This is a genomic window from Microvirga sp. 2TAF3, from assembly GCF_052114965.1.
Taxonomy (GTDB): Bacteria; Pseudomonadota; Alphaproteobacteria; order Rhizobiales; family Beijerinckiaceae; genus Microvirga.
Map to the genome: position 1 here is coordinate 32735 of NZ_JBFRFT010000004.1, position 18969 is coordinate 51703.

Annotated in this window: 18 protein-coding genes; 3 read left to right on the plus strand and 15 right to left on the minus strand. The window is 63.8% G+C overall.

Features of this window, described 5'->3' with window-relative positions; all coding sequences use genetic code 11:
* Positions 1 to 22: 22 nt before the first annotated feature.
* Positions 23 to 358, minus strand: a complete 336-nt coding sequence (gene yajC, locus AB4Y97_RS05625; RefSeq protein WP_441998037.1) for a preprotein translocase subunit YajC — start codon at positions 356 to 358, stop codon at positions 23 to 25.
* A gap of 188 nt (positions 359 to 546) precedes the next feature.
* Here yajC and AB4Y97_RS05630 point away from each other — a divergent pair, with 188 nt between their 5' ends.
* Positions 547 to 1443, plus strand: a complete 897-nt coding sequence (locus AB4Y97_RS05630; protein WP_441998038.1) for an ATP-binding protein — start codon at positions 547 to 549, stop codon at positions 1441 to 1443.
* A 436-nt stretch (positions 1444 to 1879) separates the two neighbouring features.
* On the opposite strand, the gene AB4Y97_RS05635 is transcribed toward AB4Y97_RS05630, so the two are convergent.
* The 14 genes from AB4Y97_RS05635 to AB4Y97_RS05700 form a co-directional block, all read right to left on the minus strand.
* Positions 1880 to 3070, minus strand: coding sequence for a peptidoglycan DD-metalloendopeptidase family protein (locus tag AB4Y97_RS05635; protein WP_441998039.1), 1191 nt, complete (start codon positions 3068 to 3070; stop codon positions 1880 to 1882).
* Positions 3071 to 3240: 170 nt separating this feature from the next.
* Positions 3241 to 3948 (minus strand): protein-L-isoaspartate O-methyltransferase family protein, encoded by a 708-nt coding sequence (locus tag AB4Y97_RS05640; protein ID WP_441998040.1) that lies wholly within the window; start codon positions 3946 to 3948, stop codon positions 3241 to 3243.
* Positions 3949 to 3964: 16 nt separating this feature from the next.
* A complete protein-coding gene (gene surE / locus AB4Y97_RS05645) occupies positions 3965 to 4726 on the minus strand; it encodes a 5'/3'-nucleotidase SurE (protein ID WP_441998041.1) in 762 nt (253 codons plus the stop codon).
* 1 nt (position 4727) lies between these two features.
* Entirely contained in the window at positions 4728 to 6092 is a 1365-nt protein-coding gene (gene serS / locus AB4Y97_RS05650; RefSeq protein WP_441998043.1) for a serine--tRNA ligase, read from the minus strand.
* Positions 6093 to 6190: 98 nt separating this feature from the next.
* On the minus strand, positions 6191 to 6991 hold the full coding sequence (gene tatC, locus AB4Y97_RS05655) for a twin-arginine translocase subunit TatC (RefSeq protein WP_441998044.1): 801 nt from the start codon (positions 6989 to 6991) through the stop codon (positions 6191 to 6193).
* Complete coding sequence (gene tatB, locus AB4Y97_RS05660) at positions 6988 to 7527, minus strand: Sec-independent protein translocase protein TatB (protein ID WP_441998045.1); 540 nt, start codon at positions 7525 to 7527, stop codon at positions 6988 to 6990. The genes tatC and tatB overlap by 4 nt, the downstream gene beginning before the upstream one ends.
* 71 nt (positions 7528 to 7598) lie before the next feature.
* Complete coding sequence (locus AB4Y97_RS05665) at positions 7599 to 7850, minus strand: twin-arginine translocase TatA/TatE family subunit (protein WP_441998046.1); 252 nt, start codon at positions 7848 to 7850, stop codon at positions 7599 to 7601.
* A gap of 57 nt (positions 7851 to 7907) precedes the next feature.
* Positions 7908 to 9014, minus strand: coding sequence for an ABC transporter ATP-binding protein (locus AB4Y97_RS05670; RefSeq protein WP_441998047.1), 1107 nt, complete (start codon positions 9012 to 9014; stop codon positions 7908 to 7910).
* 11 nt (positions 9015 to 9025) lie between these two features.
* Positions 9026 to 9733, minus strand: a complete 708-nt coding sequence (gene scpB, locus AB4Y97_RS05675) for an SMC-Scp complex subunit ScpB (protein ID WP_441998048.1) — start codon at positions 9731 to 9733, stop codon at positions 9026 to 9028.
* Position 9734: 1 nt separating this feature from the next.
* Positions 9735 to 10535: a segregation and condensation protein A gene (locus tag AB4Y97_RS05680; RefSeq protein WP_441998049.1), complete on the minus strand. Its 801-nt coding sequence runs from the start codon at positions 10533 to 10535 to the stop codon at positions 9735 to 9737.
* A 39-nt stretch (positions 10536 to 10574) separates the two neighbouring features.
* Positions 10575 to 11594: a beta-N-acetylhexosaminidase gene (gene nagZ, locus AB4Y97_RS05685; protein WP_441998050.1), complete on the minus strand. Its 1020-nt coding sequence runs from the start codon at positions 11592 to 11594 to the stop codon at positions 10575 to 10577.
* Between the two features lie 90 nt (positions 11595 to 11684).
* Positions 11685 to 13076 carry an SPOR domain-containing protein gene (locus tag AB4Y97_RS05690; RefSeq protein WP_441998051.1) on the minus strand — a complete coding sequence of 464 codons (1392 nt, stop codon included), beginning with the start codon at positions 13074 to 13076 and terminating at the stop codon, positions 11685 to 11687.
* Between the two features lie 119 nt (positions 13077 to 13195).
* A complete protein-coding gene (gene argS / locus AB4Y97_RS05695) occupies positions 13196 to 14956 on the minus strand; it encodes an arginine--tRNA ligase (RefSeq protein WP_441998052.1) in 1761 nt (586 codons plus the stop codon).
* Between the two features lie 162 nt (positions 14957 to 15118).
* Positions 15119 to 16327, minus strand: coding sequence for a deoxyguanosinetriphosphate triphosphohydrolase (locus AB4Y97_RS05700; RefSeq protein WP_441998053.1), 1209 nt, complete (start codon positions 16325 to 16327; stop codon positions 15119 to 15121).
* 93 nt (positions 16328 to 16420) lie between these two features.
* Here AB4Y97_RS05700 and erpA point away from each other — a divergent pair, with 93 nt between their 5' ends.
* Both erpA and AB4Y97_RS05710 read left to right on the plus strand, forming a co-directional pair.
* On the plus strand, positions 16421 to 16747 hold the full coding sequence (gene erpA / locus AB4Y97_RS05705) for an iron-sulfur cluster insertion protein ErpA (protein ID WP_441998054.1): 327 nt from the start codon (positions 16421 to 16423) through the stop codon (positions 16745 to 16747).
* A gap of 90 nt (positions 16748 to 16837) precedes the next feature.
* Complete coding sequence (locus AB4Y97_RS05710; RefSeq protein WP_441998055.1) at positions 16838 to 18751, plus strand: hypothetical protein; 1914 nt, start codon at positions 16838 to 16840, stop codon at positions 18749 to 18751.
* Positions 18752 to 18969 lie beyond the last annotated feature (218 nt).

Below are 18969 nucleotides of genomic sequence, written 5' to 3' on the forward strand. Positions count from 1 at the left end.
TTTCTAAGAGACCGGCCGTCTATCAGGCCTTGACCGGCTCGCCCTTGGTCCGAACCTCGGAGATATTGCCCCGGGCAACCTTCACCTTCACGCCATCGGCGATCTCAACCTCGATATCGGGCGAATCCTCGAGAACCTTCGTCACCTTGCCGATAATGCCGCCGGAGGTGACGACCGTGTCGCCGCGACGCACGTTCTTGATCATCTCCTGGTGCTCGCGCACCCGGCGCTGCTGCGGCCGGATGATGAGGAACCACATGATGACGAAAATGAGGATGAAAGGGACGAGATTCGTGATCAGCGAAGTCATGTCTCCCCCAGTGGGGAGCCCTTGCGCGAAGGCGGGCGTAATGAACAAGCGGCTCTCCATGAGTAAGGCGCGTGGCGGGCCGTCGAGGCCTACCCGCGCCGAGCAGGGTTGGAACGGGGCGGACTATAACCATCGACTTCACGAAATCAATGAAGTTGCGGGGATTTCCAGAGGTTGCGTCGATGGACGCTGCCCGGCTTCCACGATAAGCAAGGCTTTTACCCGCTAGAAGCGCCATGTCCAAGTCTCCTTCCGATCCGACATCCCCTCTCATTTCGCCCGAATCCCTGGCACTTCTGCACCGCATCGCCGATGCCCTGGACCGGCTGGCCCCTTCGGCCAGGACTCACGCAGATTTTACGGCGGCGGACGCCTTCGTATGGCAGGCGGCGGGGCGGCGGCTCTCGCCTGTCCCGAAGGTGAACCGGGTCGCGATGAGCCTTCTGCGCGGCATCGACCGGGTCCGCGACACCCTTGCCGAAAATACCCAGCGCTTCGCCAGGGGGCTCCCCGCCAACAACGCCCTGCTCTGGGGCGCGCGCGGCATGGGTAAATCATCCCTGGTCAAGGCGGTTCACGCGGAAATCAATCACACACGGCCCGCCGATTCGCGCGCTCTCAAGCTGATCGAGATCCACCGCGAGGACATCGAGACCCTGCCGGAGCTGATGGCGCTCCTGCGCGCCGACCCGCACCGCTTCGTCGTCTTCTGCGACGATCTCTCCTTCGATTCCGACGATACCTCCTACAAATCCCTCAAAGCGGTGCTGGAGGGCGGCATTGAGGGGCGGCCCGACAACGTGATCTTCTATGCCACGTCGAACCGCCGCCACCTGCTGCCGCGCGATATGATGGACAACGAGCGCTCCACCGCCATCAATCCGGGCGAGGCGGTCGAGGAAAAGGTATCCCTGTCGGACCGCTTCGGCCTCTGGCTCGGCTTCCACAAATGCAGCCAGGACGAATATCTGGACATGGTCTTCGGATATGTCGATCATCTCGGCCTCCAGGGCGACCGGGACACCATCCGCGCCGAGGCGCTCGAATGGGCCACGACCCGCGGGGCGCGTTCCGGGCGGACGGCCTGGCAATATATCCAGGATCTGGCGGGACGACTGGGGAAGGCGATCTGACACGCCACCCAGGCAGTCATCCCGGACGGCGCAGCCGATCCGGGATCGCATGCTAGACGAAGATAAGCGCGCCGCTTTTCCCTCCCCTTGCGGGGAGGGATTAAGGGTGGGGGTCGCAAAGTCAGAGCGCTTCGTCTCGTTGGAGAGGCATCAAGGCCGATACAGCCTTCACTCCACCCCGCTTCACCCGGTCGTTCCACCCCCACCTCCAGCTCCTCCCCATCGCAAGTCGGGTGTTCCCGACTTGCGCCAGATGAAGCGGATCTCGGGAACACCCGAGATCCATGGGGAGGAGAGCAGGTCGCGCCTCTCCGGAAAGATGGCGGCGTCGGCAAAAGCAAAGGGACGGCGGCTGAGCTCCGCCGTCCCCTCACGCAATCAGCTTCAAGAAGAGAAGGCTGATCGTAAACGGGTCTCTATAGGGATACGGCTGTCGTCAGCCGCCGAGATGCTTGATCGGGTCGACCGGCGTCGCGCCCTTGCGGATCTCGAAGTGAAGCTGCGGCGAGGTCACGTTGCCGGTCTGACCGGATGTGGCGATCACCTGCCCGCGTTTCACCTGCTCGCCACGCTTCACATTGAGCGAGCCGTTATGGGCATAGGCCGAGACGAAGCCGTTCTCATGACGGATCAGGACCAGATTGCCGTAGCCCTTCACCTCGCTGCCGGCATAGGTGACGGTTCCGGCCTCGGCGGCCTTCACGGGCGTCCCTTCCGGAACGGCGATATTGATGCCCTCGTTGCCGCCATTGGCGCCGAAGCCGGCAATGACGCGGCCACGGGCGGGCCAACGGAAGTCGCCTGCCGGATCGGCGGCGACGCTGGCTGTCTCTTCGGGCTCACGTGCCGGCTCTTTCTTGGCGGCCTGCTGCGGCACGGGCGCTGCGGCGACCGGCTGCGGCGCCGCCACGGGCTTCACCGGCTGAGGCTCGGCGATGGAGGCCACCTTCTGCGGCTCCACGGGCCTGGGCGCGGAGACCAGCGGCTCGGCAGTTGCCGAAGCGACCTTCACAGGCGCAGCCGGCTCGGCCTTCGCCGTCGCCATTCCGGGACGGACATGCTTCGGGGCTTCCACCGGCACCACGGGAGCGGCGGCAGCCTTGGAATTTTCGACGAGACGGAACTTGGGCTGTGCGGCAGGAGCCTGCGCAGCTGGAGCAGGCGCCGCGGCAACCTGGGTTCGGGACGAAGCACTATAGACCGGGATGACGAGACGCTGGCCGGGCGTGACCTGGCTCGGGCTGGAAAGGCCACTCGCCGCCAGGATGGCATTCGCCGGCACGCCATAGCGCTGCGAAATCATATTCAGGTTGTCGTTGCCGCCGACCGTGATCTGCGTTCCGCCCGCGGCCGACCAACCTCCCGAGTTGCCGGACGCGATGGGCATCGGCGCCGAGGCGACGCGTGAGGGCTGAGACAGGGGCTGTGATTGAACGGGGGGCAGCGCCTGTGCCTGAACCGGGCCGGTGGGCATGGCGGCCATGGACTGGGGCTGAGCCGGCGATGCGGCGGGCGCGGAACTCGTCTCGAACCTCTCGCTCGACGAGAAGGGATTGGAGAACGGGCTTTCCGCGAACCGCATCGTGTCCGAACTACAGGCTGCCGCAGCGCTGCCGATCAAGCTCACCAGAGCGATCCGCGATACCGCGATCCAATGCCCAGAACACTTACGCTGCCGCATAATTCAACCCCAACCGGACGCAACTCGATGGGGGCATTAAAACCCTATTGAGGTTAAGCAACCGTTTCCGACGTGAATTTTGTCGTAACCTTGATCGAAAAATTTTGCCGGATTCGTCAGAGCGTTTCCGCGACGCCCGTCACCAGCGGCGACAGGCGCAAGGTCGCGCCGATCTCCTGCCTCAACTCGCCATCGTCCGACCGGTCGATGCGCACGAGGCGCGGCAACCCATCGACGGTCAGCGCGCCGACAAGGCGTCCGCCTGGACCGAGCAGCGACGTGACGGCGCCTGGGATCACCGCCCCTGCCCCATTGAGCAGAATGCGGTCGAACCGCTCGCGCGGGCGTACGCCGAGCCCGTCGCCGATCTCGATGCGGATCTTGCCCGCATCGACGATCTTGAGGTGCTGCTTCGCACTTTCCGCCAGCGTATTGAAGCGCTCGATGGTAACGACCTCGGCACCGAGCCGGGCAAGAAGCGCCGTGACATAGCCTGTGCCGGTGCCCACCTCAAGAATGTGCTGTCCGGGAGCGACGCCGAGCGCAAGCAGCATCGTGGCCACCGTACCGGGGCCCGTCATGGATTGGCCACAGGGAAGCGGCAGGGCGACATCGGTGCGCGAGAGATCGCTGAAGCGGCGCGGCGCGAAGACCTCCCGGGGCACGAGCTCCATCGCGCGCAGCAGCGCCGTATCGCGGATGCCGCGTGCGCGCAGGGACAGAATGAAGGAAGCGACGCCCACTGCCTCATGCTCGGCGCGATGATCTGCTTGCCCGTAGAGGGGCAGATCAATCTGGTCCGGTCGAGGAGATGGCTCCTTCATCGCTTCCGCATCATCCTCATTCGAAGGCCTGGGCGTAGCGCGTCAGGGTCGGCTCATCGGTCATGTCGAGGCGCAGCGGCGTAATCGCGATGCGGCGATTGGCAATCGCCCAGAGGTCCGTGCCGTTGGCAGGCGTGAACGGGCGGCGCTCGAAGGCGATCCAGTAATAGGGATTGCCGCGCCCGTCCTCGCGCTCGTCGAGGCGCAGGAGTTCCTTCGTCCGCTGCCCTTGGTTGACGATGGCGGCACCCTCGACCTCGTCCGGCTCGCAATCCGGGAAATTCACATTGACGAGGATGCCCTGGTCGATGCCGGTCTCCAGGACCCTGCGAATGACTTTTGGGCCATGATGCTCGGCGCAATGCCATTTGAGGGCATTGCGCCGGCCTGCGCCATAAGCCTGCGAGAGCGCGATGGAGGGGACGCCGAGAAGCGTGCCCTCGATCGCCCCCGCGACCGTGCCGGAATAGCTCACATCCTCGGCGACGTTCTGGCCCCGATTGACGCCGGACAGGACGAGATCCGGCTTCTGATCGCGCATGAGGTGGCGGATGCCCATGATCACGCAATCGGTTGGGGTGCCTTTTACGGCAAAATGCCGGTCCGAGATTTCGCGCAGACGCAGAGGATCGTTGAGGGACAGGGAATGAGCGACGCCGCTCTGGTCCGTTTCCGGCGCCACGACCCAGACATCGTCGGACAGGGCACGCGCGATGGTCTCCAGGGTCGCCAGTCCTGGAGCGTGAATGCCGTCGTCGTTCGTGCAGAGAATGCGCATGTCAGGCCTGCCGCTCGAGCCGGGAGAGCCCGCCCATGTAAGGCTGAAGCGCCGTCGGGATCGTGACGCTGCCATCCTCGTTCTGGTAATTCTCCAGCACCGCGACGAGGGTGCGGCCCACCGCGAGTCCCGAGCCGTTGAGGGTGTGCACGAAGCGCGGCCCCTTGCCGTCGGCGGGACGATAGCGGGCGTTCATGCGGCGCGCCTGGAAATCGGTGCAGACCGAGCAGCTTGAAATCTCGCGATACATCCCCTGCCCCGGCAGCCAGACCTCGATGTCGTAGGTCTTGGCGGAGGCAAAGCCCATGTCGCCCGTGCAGAGCGTCATGGTGCGGAACGGCAGATCGAGTTTCTTCAGCACGTTCTCCGCGCTTACGAGCATGCGCTCATGCTCGTCGGTGGAGGTCTCGGGCGTGGTGATCGAGACGAGTTCGCATTTCACGAATTGATGCTGGCGGATCATGCCGCGCGTATCGCGCCCGGCAGAGCCCGCCTCGGCGCGGAAACTCGGGGTGAGCGCGGTGAAGCGCAGCGGAAGCTCTTCTTCCGCGAGGATCTGCTCGCGCACCAGATTGGTGAGCGTCACTTCCGCTGTCGGGATGAGGCCGTAGCGGGCTTCCCTGATCGCCTTCTCGAGCGCCTCGCGTGTCACCGGTCCTTCCAACACCGACGCCACGAGCGTTTCCAGCGACGAACCCGGTAGGGCCCAGAACTGGTCGTCCTCGAATTTCGGCAATTGCGCCGTGCCGAACATGGCCTCGTCGCGCACCAGCAGCGGCGGGTTCACTTCCGTGTAGCCGTGCTCGGTCGTGTGCAGGTCGATCATGAACTGGCCGAGCGCCCGCTCCAGGCGCGCAAGACCTGCCTTCAACACGACGAAGCGCGAGCCGGAAAGCTTCGCAGCCGTCTCGAAATCCATCAGCCCGAGATCTTCGCCGATCTCGAAATGCTGCTTGGCGGCGGCAAGGTTTTTCGGATTGCCGAAGCGATGACGCTCCACATTTCCGCTTTCGTCGATCCCGACAGGCACCCCGTCCTTCGGGGTGTTCGGGATGGCGGCGAGCCTGTCGTGAAGCTCCTTCTCGGCGTCCCGCTCCTCCTGCTCGAGCTGCGGCACGCTCTCCTTGAGACGTGCGACTTCGGCCATCAGTTCCTGGGCGCGGGCCTCGTCCTTCTTGGCCTTGGCCTGGCCGATTTCCTTCGACAGCGCGTTGCGGCGTTCGAGAGCGGCCTGGAGGGCGGAGACGGCGCTCTTGCGGCGATCGTCGAGCGCGATCAGTTGCGCGGACAGGGGCTCCATGCCCCGGTTCAGGAGGCCTTTGTCGAAAGCCGCGGGATTGTCGCGGATGGAACGAATGTCATGCATGGGAACCGACCGTGCTTCAAGACGCGGCCCCGTTGTCGCAACATGACCGCCCCCTTCAGGATGCCAAGGTTAGCGGCCAGCAGTAAAGGACCTCGGTCCTATCCGGCTGCCGCGCGCGCGGCCTCGGCTTCCGCACGCTTCTTCTCGGCCATTCGGACGGAGAAGATGGACGCCTCGTAAAGAAGCAAGGTGGGGACCGCAAGGGCGAACTGGCTGATTACATCAGGCGGCGTCAGAACGGCCGCCAGAATGAACACGACCACGATCGCGTAGCGGCGCTTGTCCTTCAGGAACTGCGAATCGATGATCCCTGCCCGCGCCAGAAGGGTCAGGACCACCGGCAACTGGAAGCAGATGCCGAAGGCGAAGATCAGCGTCATGATGAGCGACAGATACTCACTCACCTTAGGCAGGAACTCGATGCTCGGGGTCGAGGCCGTCGCTAATTGCTGCATGCCCACGGAGAAGCGCATGAGCAGCGGCATCGCGATGAAATAGACGACCGCGGCACCGATGGCGAAGAGGATCGGCGTAGCGAAGAGATAGGGCAGGAAGGCGCGGCGCTCGTTCTTGTAGAGGCCGGGCGCCACGAACTTGTAGATCTGGATGGCGATGATCGGAAAGGCTAGGAAGCCCGCGCCGAAGGCCGCGACCTGAAGCTGCGTGAACAGGTATTCGAGGCCGTGGGTGTAGACGAGATGCGCCTTCTCCGGGGAGCCGACGGCAATGACATACGGCCAGACCAGAGCGTTGTAGATGTACTTCGCTCCGGTGAAGCAGATGAAGAACATCACCACGAAAGCAAGCAGCGCCTTGATCAGGCGGGAGCGCAACTCGGTGAGATGCTCAATCAGAGGCGCGCGCGACGCCTCGACCTCATCCTCTTCGACAGTCGTCATTCGGGCTTCGCGTCCGGTTTTTCTGTGGAGGGTGCCGGGTTGGCCGGTGGCGCGGCCGCTTCCTTGGCCACGGCCTCCTGCTTCAGGGCGGCCGCAATGGATTCCGCCGGATCGACGATCGGCGGCACGGATGGAATCGGCAGGGCGATGGATGGCTCGACAGGAGCCGGGGGACTGGCCTCCCCGCGGGCCTGGGCGGCAGCCTCGGAGGCAGTCTCGGTGGCTGTCTTCTCGTGAGCGGTGGCCGGTGCCTCGATGGCGCCCTTCAACTCGTCCCGGATCGTCTGCATCGGGTTGAAGCCCTGGTTCATCGACGTCACGGAATCGTTAAGACCCTGGAGCTGACGCTTGGCATCGTCGAGCTCGGCCTCCCGCATGGCCTCGTTGAACTGGCCCTGAAACTCCGCCGCCATGCGACGAAGCTTGCCGGTGACCTGCCCAACGGTTCGCAGCGCCTTCGGTAGATCCTTCGGGCCGATGACGATCAACGCAACGGCGCCGATCACCATCACTTCACCCCAGCTCATGTCAAACATGGCGCGGCCCTGACCTTGCCCCTACGCTACGAAACCCATGGGGCCGAAGCCCATGGCGCGGCTTTAAACGATCAGCCGATCTTGTGGTTCGACGTCGTCGCCGTCGTCGTCGACGACGGGTTCGGGGACTGATGATCAATGGTCCGGACAGGTTCGGACGGCTCGGACGGCTTCGCCGGAGCGTCCTCTTCCGCCATGCCCTTCTTGAAGGCTTTGATGCCCTTCGCGACATCGCCCATCATGTCCGAAATCTTGCCGCGTCCGAACAACAGGACGACAATCAGACCCACCACGATCCAATGCCAGATACTCGCGCCACCCATGGCAATCCTCCTGCGCCTCGTCGGGCGCGGCCTTATGAACTTAAACTTGCCGCCAACCTAGGGATCCGACGCGGCGAAAACAAGGACATCCTTCGGATCGATATCGATTCCCACATCTTGCCCTTCCTTCACCGCGACCGGATCATGAATGCGGGCCTGAAGGGGCCTGTCGACGCCTTGGACGCCCACATGAATCATGTCGACCTCCCCGAGGAAGCGGCGCGACACCACCCGGCCCGGCAGGCAGAAGCCGGGAGGCTTCAATCGCAGCCCCTGGGGCCGCACGCAGACCACGGCGGCGCCATCGGGCAGATGCGGGGCCGGAAACACCCCGACGGGACAGGAAACCTGACCGTTTCGCACCACACCCTTGACCTCGTTGAAATCGCAGAAGAAGCGCGCCGCGAACAGGTTGACGGGATGCTTGTAGATTTCCTCTGAGGTTCCCTCTTGGATCACCGCGCCCGAACGCATCAGGACGATTCGGTCGGCAATGCGCATCGCCTCCTCCGGATCGTGAGTTACGACGATGGTGGTCGCGCCCGTTTCCCGAAGGATCGCAACGGTTTCATCGCGGATCGCATCGCGCATGCGCCGGTCGAGATTGGAGAAGGGCTCGTCCATGAGAAGAACGCCGGGCCGAGGCGCGATGGATCGCGCAAGCGCCACCCGCTGCTGCTCGCCGCCGGAAAGGGTATGCGGGAATTCGTCGGCGTAATGCTCGAGCCCGACCCGGGACAGAGCCCGGCGGGCAGCAACCCCGGCCTCTGGCGCCGTCAGGTCCTTCAGGCCGAACATGACGTTCTGCAGCACCGTCATATGCGGGAACAGGGCATAATCCTGGAACATCAGGCCGATGCCGCGCCGCTCCGGCTCGACATAGGCGTTCGGCCCGCTGACCTCGATCCCGTCCATCAGCACGCGGCCAGACGTGGGCGTTTCGACCCCCGCCGCGATGCGCAGCAGGGTCGTCTTGCCGCAGCCGGAATGACCGAGAAGGCAGACCAGTTCGCCCGGCTCCACCGTCAGCGATACCCGATCGAGAACGCGCAGGTCGCCGTAGGTCTGGACAATATTGTCGAAAGTCAGCTGGGCGGGAATCGACGCGCCTGCCGTCCCGCGCTGCCCCCAGAGAGGCAGACGGAAGCGATCCCTGACTTGCATTGGCTTTGCCGTCATTCCGCGCCTGTCTCGCCCTCGTCGAGTTCGAGCGGGTGGAAGAGGTCGTCCTGATTGAGCGGGTCCTCGTCCTCACGCAGGGCATTGTCGTCGGAGGGCACCGGCACGGAGAGATCGGACGGAACCCGCCCCTCCATGAAACCCGCCCCTTTCAGCTCTTCGAGGCCGGGCAGATCCTCGATGGCGTCGAGGCCGAAATGCTCAAGGAAATGCGGCGTGGTACCGTAGGTAACGGGCCGCCCAGGCGCCTTGCGGCGGCCCCGCAGGCGGATCCAGCCCGTTTCGAGCAGGGTGTCGAGGGTGCCCTTCGAGGTGGCGACGCCACGGATTTCCTCGATCTCGGCCCGCGTCACCGGCTGGTGATAGGCAACGATCGCCAGGGTCTCCATGGCGGCGCGGGAGAGCTTGCGCTGCTCCACGACATCGCGGGCGAGCACGAAGGACAGGTCGCTGGCCGTGCGGAAAGCGAACCGTCCCGCGATCCGGACGAGATTGACCCCGCGCCCCGCATAGAGGGCCATCAGATCCTCAAGGATCGCTCCGACATCGGCGCCCTCGGGCAGACGTCCCGTAAGATCGTCCACGCTCAAAGGCTCGGCGGAGGCGAAGAGCAGCGCCTCGGCGATGCGCATGGCCTCGCCGTGATCGGGAACCTGAGGGGTATCAGAAGCCGGAACTTCCACCGTTTCGTCTGTCGTTTCCATTTCAGGCTCCTGCCTCGGCCGGACCCGTCACCGGCTTGACCCAGACCGGGGCGAAGGCTTCGTCCTGCCGGACGGTGAGTTTGCCCTCCCGCACCATTTCAAGGGTGGCGGAAAGGGCGGAAGCCAGCACGGTCGGGCGCATGGACGGTTCGACCATATACTCCACCAGATAGGAATCGAGGGTCGTCCAGTCGCTCAGATGACCGACAAGCCGCTCCAGCGCCTCGCGCGCATCGATGAGCGACCAGACGTTCCGCTTATGCAGGGAAACCCGGGCATTGAACTGGATCTGGCGCTGGCGCGCATAGGCCTTGAGAAGGTCGTAGAGGGTCGCTTCATAACGGGAATCTTTACGGATCACCACCGGTTCCGGCGCGCCGCGGGCGAAAACGTCCCGGCCGAGCCAATCGCGCTCGCCCAGTTTCTTGGCAGCCTCGCGGATGGCTTCCAGGCGACGCAGGCGCAGGGCAAGAGCCGTCGCCAGTTCCTCCGCGCTCGGCCCTTCGCCCTTGGGCGGCTCCGGCAGCAGCAGGCGTGATTTGAGATAGGCGAGCCACGCCGCCATGACGAGATAATCCGCCGCAAGCTCCAGGCGCATGCGGCGCGCCTCCTCGATGAAGACGATGTATTGCTCGGCCAGCGCCAGGATCGAAATCTTGTGGAGATCGACCTTCTGCCGCCGGGCGAGCTCGAGCAGGAGATCGAGCGGTCCTTCGAAACCGTCCACGTCGACGAGGAGCGCAGGCTCGCTCTCGGCCCGCTCGACGGGGGCGACGTCCTCGAAGGGTAAAGGCTGTGCCATGAACGATACTCAACTCAACCGGTTCTGAGCTTCGGCTGCTTAGGCAACCATCGCAAGGGCGGCGTCAAGTCTTGCGCGGGCATCCACAGGATCGAAAGGCTCCACCTCGTGGCGGATGCGCTGGAGTGCCGCCTCGGCCCGGCGCAGGGCTTCCCCTTCCAGCACAGGCGCTCCTTCGGCCACGGCCGTCATTTCCTCCATCCTGCCGTTGCAGTGAAGCGCCATGTCGCATCCTGCGGCAAAGGCGGCCTCCGTTCTGTCGCGGAAAGAGCCGGACAGGGCATGCATGGACAAATCGTCGGTCATGACGAGGCCGTCGTAGCCGAGATGACCGCGGATGATCTCCGACATGACTGTCGAGGATGTCGTTGCAGGATTGTCGGGATCCAGGGCGGTGTAGACCACGTGGGCGGTCATCGCGAGGGGCATGTCGGTGAGCGTGCGGAAAGGCGCGAAATCGTGTCGTTCCAGCTCCTCGCGGGAGGCATCGACGACAGGAAGCGCAAGATGACTGTCCGCGCCCGCGCGGCCATGGCCCGGCATGTGCTTGACGACGGGCAGGACGCCGCCGGCCAACAGGCCTTCGGCTGCGGCACGCCCGAGGACAGCCACCTGCTCCGGGGTCCGGCCATAGGCCCGGTCGCCGATCACGTCGTGAGCCCCGGGCATGGGCACGTCGAGGACGGGCAGGCAATCCACGGTAATGCCCACCGCGCGCAGATCATGCGCGATCAGCCGGGCGCCGAGGCGCGTGACCTCGCGCCGAACCAGGGGATCGTTGGCATGAAGGCGGCCATAGGTGCCGCCGGCGGGATATTTCGACCAATGGGGAGGCCCCAGGCGCTGCACGCGCCCACCCTCCTGATCGATCAGGATCGGCGCATCCGCGCGACCGACCGTCTCCCGCAGCGCGTCGCAGAGCGCCCTGACCTGCCCGGGGTTATCCACGTTGCGCTTGAAGAGGATGAATCCCCAGGGTGCCGCATCCTTGAAGAAGGCTGCTTCGTCGGGAGTGAGTTCGGTGCCGGAACAGCCAGCAATAAAGGCGCGGGTGATCATGCCCGCGCCTTACGTCCCCTGCCATGCAGGGTCAAGAAAATCCGCCAAGAATGCTGGGTGCAAGAATGCTGGGCGATCGTGCCGGTCAGCTCAGTTCTTGGCGACGAAGCACTGTCCGCCCTGCCCTTGCAGCTTGGAGCAGAGGGTGGAAGCCTCGCTCTGCGACATGGGTCCGACCCGGACGCGATAGATGGTGTTGCCGTTCACTTCGGCCTTGCGGATCAAGGCTGACTGCCCATCGAGATCCGAATATTTCCGCTGGAGCTGCGCGAGAGACTTCTGCGCGGCGCTTTCGGAATTGGCCAGACCGAGTTGGACCGAGAAACCACCGATCGAGGCCGTATCGGCCGGAGCCGCAGCTGCAGGCGCGATCGCCGTAGGTTGTGCGGAAGCAACGCGCTGGGGCTTTGGTTGCGGCGAAGCGTCGCCGGGGGCTTCAGCCACCGGGGCCGGCTTAGGCGCAGGAGCCGCAGGCGTGGCTGCGACCGGCTTCGGCTGCGCCGGCGCAGCCGGGGGCTGGGTGGCAGTGGGCATGGTCATGGTCGGAGGGGCGGCGGGCGCCGCGGGACGGGCATTGCCGCCATCGGCCTGGCCCATGGATCCATCGGGACGAATCGTTACCGTGCGCACTTTCCGCGGCTCGCCGAGATTGAGACCGTTCGCGGGCTGTTGCGGATTGGCCGTCGCGCCTGTCGCATCGGAGGCGGCATTCATCCGCGCCACCTGCTTGACGTCGACCGGCTGCTCGGTCCGGGTAACGACCTTGGTCTCGGCGTTCTGGTTGGTGCGCTCGTAGATCTGCTTGTTCTGATTGGGGATTTCGACGCCGCCGGGATTTTGCGGCTGCACCTTGATCGGCTCGTTGGTTGCCTTGATCAGAGGGGGCTCTCCACCCGTGACGGCGGAAGACGTGCCGCCCAGGAAGAAGGCTCCGCCAGCGCCGATGATCGCCGCGCCCAGAACAGCGCCGATAGCGATGAAGCCTTTGCGCGAACGGGGCTTTTCCAGAACCTGATAGCCGTCGTGATCGGCATGGTCGTAGCCGGTGGCGGCATGGTGGCCGCTCTGCTCGTCGTAATAATCCTGACCATAGGCGCCGCTGTCGTAAGAGGCGGGGTTCTGCGTCTCATAGGCATAAGCCTGTTCGTCGCCCCTCACCTCCGACCTGGCATATTGCCTGGGGTCGTAGGCGGGCACGTCTAGCTGGCCGGACTGATTATGGGCCTGCGATACCCGGGAAGGGGCGGCCGCATCGGCCCGAACGGCGAACAGATCATCGAGATTGGCGGGCTGGGCACCGCCCGAGCGCCGGGGCGCCTCGCTCGTCAGGAGGGACTGGAAAGGATCGTCCTGGCCCACGATCCGGGCCAATTCCGCAAGGGGATCGTTCCGCCCGGTCGAGGCAGATTGTGCAGGGTTTCCCTGCGCCTGGGCGATTTGACGCTCGATCTCGTTCAGATCAACCGCAAAACGGGGCTTCATTGATTCGCTCATCGCGCGGGACCTCCGGGTAACCCGATGCGGACGCCCATCGCCCACATCGGCACGACGTTAGAGAACCCGGCACAAGTGTTCAGAAACGGTTTCTCCGCCTCAAAACTTCAGCGCATTTCGTCGGGAGCCGTAACGCCCAGGATCGCAAGTCCCGCTGCCAATACGCCCTTCAGGGCATACACGAGAGCGAGTCTTGCTTTTGTTAAATCTTCATCAGTTTGATTAACAAAGCGTAATTGCGGCAAGTCTTTGCCCTTATTCCACAAACTATGGAAGGCGCTGGCAAGGTCATAAAGGTAAAAAGCCACGCGATGCGGCTCATGAGCCTCGGCCGCAGCCTCAACCATGCGCGGAAACTGCGCAATTCGGTGAATCACATCCATTTCCGCTTCGTCTTGAAGCTGGGACAGATTCGCCTTTTCGAGTTGCTGCGGCAAAAAGTCCGCCCCTGGGAAAGCCTCGGTCGCCTGACGGAGAACCGAGGCGCAGCGTGCATGGGCATACTGGACGTAGAAGACGGGGTTGTCCTTGGACTGCTCGACGACCTTGGCCAAGTCGAAATCGAGGGTAGCGTCGTTCTTGCGGAACAGCATCATGAAGCGAACTGCGTCGCGCCCGACCTCATCCACCACATCGCGAAGCGTCACGAAGTCCCCGGCCCGCTTGGACATTTTCACCGGCTCGCCGCCGCGAAGCAGCCGCACGAGCTGGCAGAGCTTCACGTCGAGATCGCCCTTGCCGCCGGTGACGGCCTTCACCGCCGCCTGCATGCGCTTCACATAGCCCCCGTGGTCCGCACCCCAGACGTCGATCATGGAGGCGAAGCCGCGCTCGAACTTGGAACGGTGATAGGCGATGTCGGAGGCGAAATAGGTGAAGGAGCCATCCGATTTCAAAAGCGGACGATCGACCTCGTCCCCGAACTCGGTGGCGCGGAACAGCAGCTGCTCACGGTCTTCCCAATCCTCGTCCTTCTGCCCCTTCGGCGGCGGCAGGCGGCCCATATAGACGAGGCCCCTGGCCTGCAGTTCGGCAATGGTCTTGGCCACCTCGCCACCACCCCCCTCCTGCAGGGAGCGCTCCGAGAAGAACACGTCGTGGTGGATGTTGAGGGCCGCGAGATCGGCCCGGATCATATCCATCATGGCATTGATAGAGATCTCGCGCACCATCGGCAGCCATTCGGCTTCCGACCTGTCGAGCAGGCTCGCGCCATAGTCGTGCGCAAGACGCTCGCCGACCGGTTTGAGGTAGTCGCCCGGATAAAGCCCTTCCGGGATCGCGCCGATATCCTGGCCGAGCGCCTCCCTGTAGCGGAGGAAGACGGAGCGGGCGACGACATCCACCTGCGCGCCCGCATCATTGATGTAGTATTCGCGCGTCACCTTGTAGCCCGCGAAGTCCAGAAGCGCGGACAGGGCATCGCCGAACACGGCGCCGCGGCCGTGGCCCACATGCATCGGCCCGGTCGGGTTGGCCGAGACATATTCCACGTTCACAGGCGTGCCTGCCCCCTGCCCGCTCCGGCCGAAGCCCACGCTGTCGACGACGGCGGCGCGCAGGACCTCATGCAGCACCGGGGGAGCCAGCTTGAGATTGATGAAGCCGGGCCCGGCCACATCGACCTTGGCCACGCGCGGGTCTTCCTTAAGGTCGGTGACGAGGAGATCCGCCAGGGCGCGCGGGTTCATTCGCGCTTCCTTCGCCAGCACCATGGCGGCGTTGGTGGCGAGATCGCCATGGGACGAGTCCCGTGGCGGCTCGACGACGACGCGGCTGGAATCGAGCCCGGAGGGGATCTTGCCTTCCTCGGCCAGACGGCCAAGCGCATCCGCCACTCGTTTCTCAAACAGTCCGAAGATGTTCATGGTACTTTGTCTCGATAGGGCAACCGGCCCTTAAAAGCTTTGGCGCGCCCAGAGCCTCGGACCCAAAAGTGGACTCCACTTTTGGGATCAATCCGATGCTCATTTCCTTAAGCGGCGCATCGTAGTATGCGGAAAACCGGGTCCACTTTTCCGCACGATGCGCTAGCGCAAGTCGGGGGTTACGTCAAACAGGCGTCGGTGTTCGAGGATGGCATAACCGTCGGTCATGCCCGCGATATAATCCGCCACACGACGGGCCAGACGGGTCTCGTCATCCCTGGAAAGGTCAGCCCGCCACTCATCCGGCATGGTCTCCGGTTCGGCTTTGAACCGCCTGAAGAGATCCCGCAGAATGTCGTCGGCCTTGCGGCGAACGCTCATCACCGAGGGATGACGGTACATGTGGGCATAGAGGAAGCGCTTGAGGGAGGCATCAGCCTCCTTCAGCGCTGGAGAAAAGCAGATGACGGGCTCGCCGGCATGACGGATGTCGTCGGCATTCTTCGGCTCCAGAAGGCTAAGCCTGCGCTCGCCTTCCCGCACCACATCCTCGACGAAACGGGTGATGACCCGGCGAGTCAGCTCGTGGATACGGCGGGAGAGTTCGAGATTGGGATAACGCCCGTCGATCTCCCGTAAAAGCTCGTCGAGAAACGGCACCTCGCGCAATTCGTCGATCTTGAACAGCCCGGCCCGCAGGCCGTCGTCGATATCGTGGGAATCGTAGGCGATGTCGTCGGCGATCGCCGCGGCCTGGGCCTCGCCGCCGGCATGGGTCGCCAATTCGAGGTCCTGAATGGCGTTGTACTCGAGAATCGCCAGTGGAACCCCGCGCGCGACGTAGCGAAGGGTCGGCCTGCTTTCGGCATCGAGAAGCGGGCCGTTGTGTTTGACGAGCCCTTCCAGGGTCTCCCAGGCGAGGTTCAGGCCATCATAGGCCGCGTAGCGGCGCTCCAGGCGGGTGACGACCCTGAGGGCCTGAGCGTTGTGGTCGAAGCCGCCGAAATCCGCCATGCACTCGTCCAGCACGTCCTCGCCCGTGTGGCCGAACGGCGTGTGGCCGAGGTCGTGGGACAGGGCGAGCGCCTCGGCCAGATCCTCGTCGAGGCCGAAGGAGCGGGCGAGAGCGCGGGCGATCTGGCTGACCTCGATGGTATGGGTCAGCCGCGTCCGGTAATGGTCACCCTCGTGATAGACGAAGACCTGGGTCTTGTGCTTCAGGCGGCGGAAGGCGGCGGAATGGATGATCCGGTCCCGGTCGCGCTGAAACTCGCTGCGCGTGGGGGAGGAAATTTCCGGATAGAGCCGTCCTCGGCTGCCCCATGGGTCGCAGGCATAAGGAGCTCGCCATCTCTCGCCAAAGGGCCGCACGCGTCTTTCCCGGGTTGAAGCCTTGTCAGCGGGCACTTACCTTGCTCTTAAGACGTTGTCCAAGGTTACGTCTTCTCACGAACTGGATTCACGATGGCCGATATTACCCTGACCCCGCGCGCCGCACGCCGCATCAACGAGATCATGGCGACCGAGCCGACCGGATCGATGCTGAGGATCAGCGTCAACGGGGGCGGTTGTTCCGGGTTCCAATACGCCTTCGACGTGGACGCCGCCCGGCAGGACGATGATCTCGTGATCGAGCGTGACGGCGCCGCCGTCCTCCTGGATCAGGTCTCGGTCCAGTACATGGACGGCTCGGTCATCGATTTCGTGGACGACCTCATCGGCCAGTCCTTCAAGATCGAAAATCCGCATGCCACGTCCTCCTGCGGCTGTGGCACGTCATTTTCGCTCTGAGAAAATTCACGCCTAATCCCTTATACTCGTCCCTGACCTTCCCGGATCGGCTATGACGGTTCGGAATTGGCTGCGTTTTCGGGGGATATCATGGGCTTTCTTCATCGTTCGAGCGTCTGTGCACTGGCGCTCGTGGCAGGCGCAGCAGCCCTTCAGATCGAGCCGGTGGTCCTCCGCGATCTCGTGGTCGAGGGTTCCGGCCACAGGGTTTCCATCGGCGCGATAAGGGCCCCGCTCTGGAGCGCAGCCTTCGCTCAATCCGCCGATACGTTCAGCCTTGAAAATGTAGCGGTGACGTTCGGCCCGGCGACCTACCTGGCGAAGACGATCAACTTCTCGGGCGTCGCCACGCCGAGGGCAGAGATCGAGGCCCTTTTCTCTTCGACTTCGACGGAGCCCATGGCCGGCCGCCTGGCCCGGATCACCGCACGGCAGATCTCGATTCCCGACCTGAAGGTGCAGCAGAAACTCGGCAACAAAACCGAAACGATTACCTACAAGAACGTCACCCTCACCGATATTGCGCAAGGCCGGATCGCGCAGGCAGCAGCCAGCGCGACCGGGGCGGAAATCGCCGAAGGCAAGGATCGGACCCTGTTCAGCTATGGGCGGATCACGGTCAGCGATCTCGACGTCCCGGCGTTCGCGCAGCTCTATGAGACGAAAGCGGAGGCGGCCTCCGGCCCGCTGACGAAAATCTACGGCGCCTTCTCCATCGACAATGTCGAGGTGGTCAGCGGCAATGGCGATACGGATATCAAGATCGCGCGCATGAATGGCCGGGATTTCATGGCCCGCGCCACCAGGGACTCATGGGCCGGAACCCTGACCCTGTTCTCAGAGCTGAGCGACAAGGACAAGCTGTCCGGAGACGATGAAAAGCGGCTGGTCGCCACTGTGGCCGATTTCTTCAGCGCCTTCGATATCGGCTTCGTCGAGGCGACGGATTTCGAGCTGAAGGCACGCCCGAAGGACCACGCCTCTCCAATGACATCGCGCATCAAGCGCATGGCCTACACCAGCGGGACAGGCGCCCAGCCGTCCGACGCACGCATCGAAGGTTTGGAGGTCACCGATCAGGACGGCCGCGTCGGCATCGGCTCGATCAGCTTCACCGGCTTCTCCTTCGCGCCCATGCTCGACGGTCTCAAAGCGCTCGAAGGCAAGTCGCTCAAGGATCTCGACGCAACCGTCATCCGCAGCCTCGTTCCGACGATTGGAACGATGCGCGTGACGGGAATCGATATCGATACTTTGAGCAAGGACGGCAAGCCCAATAACCCCAACCCCAAGCCCCCCATCCCTAAGAACCCCGACGCGAAGCCCGAGCGCATCAAGGCGGGCCTCAAGGAGTTCGAGATCACAGCCGACAAGCCCGTGAACGCGGTCCCGACCAATATCCGGATCGGGATGAAGAACTTCGCCATGGCTTTGCCGGAAAACAGCAAGGACGAGGGCATTCAGAACCTGACGGATCTCGGCTACCGGACCATCGACCTGTCCCTGCTCGTCGCGACGAATTGGAACGAGGCAACTCAGGAATTAGCGATTCAGGAGATCTCGCTTCAGGGTCAGAACATGGGCCGCCTCTCCCTGACCGGGCTCCTCGGCAATGTCAGCAAGGACGCTTTCAACCCCGATACGGCCATTGCCTCCGTCGCCCTGATCAGTGCGAAGGCGAAGTCCGTCGATCTCACGCTCGACAATGGCGGCCTGTTCGAGCGTTTTCTCGACAAGACCGCGAAAGAGCAGAAGACCACACCCGAAGCGCTGCGCAGGACCTACGCCACAGCCGCCGCCATGGTGATCCCATCCATGATCGGCAATTCGGAACAGGCAAAAACCCTCAGCCAGGCCGTCTCCCGCTTCATCGCCAAGCCCGGACGCATCGTCATCAATGCCCGGGCCAAAGACTCGGCAGGCTTGGGAGTCGCAGACATCGCCGTGCTTTCGGAGCCCACAGCGATCCTCGAAAAACTCAACGTCACCGCCAAGACGGAATAATCGGACAGCGCGCATTGCTCGGAAGTTTCGGCAGTCCGGCTAGAGCATTTTCAGGACAAGTGGGAACCGGTTTTCCTGAAAATGCGGCGTTCCCTTCGATACGGGAGCGGAGTTCGATTCCATCGAAACGAACACCGCTCTAGCGGGCGGCTCCATTCAGCTGCGCCGGCAGCACTATCTCCGACCGTAGCCTTCAAGGCTACGAAGGCCTTGGGCAA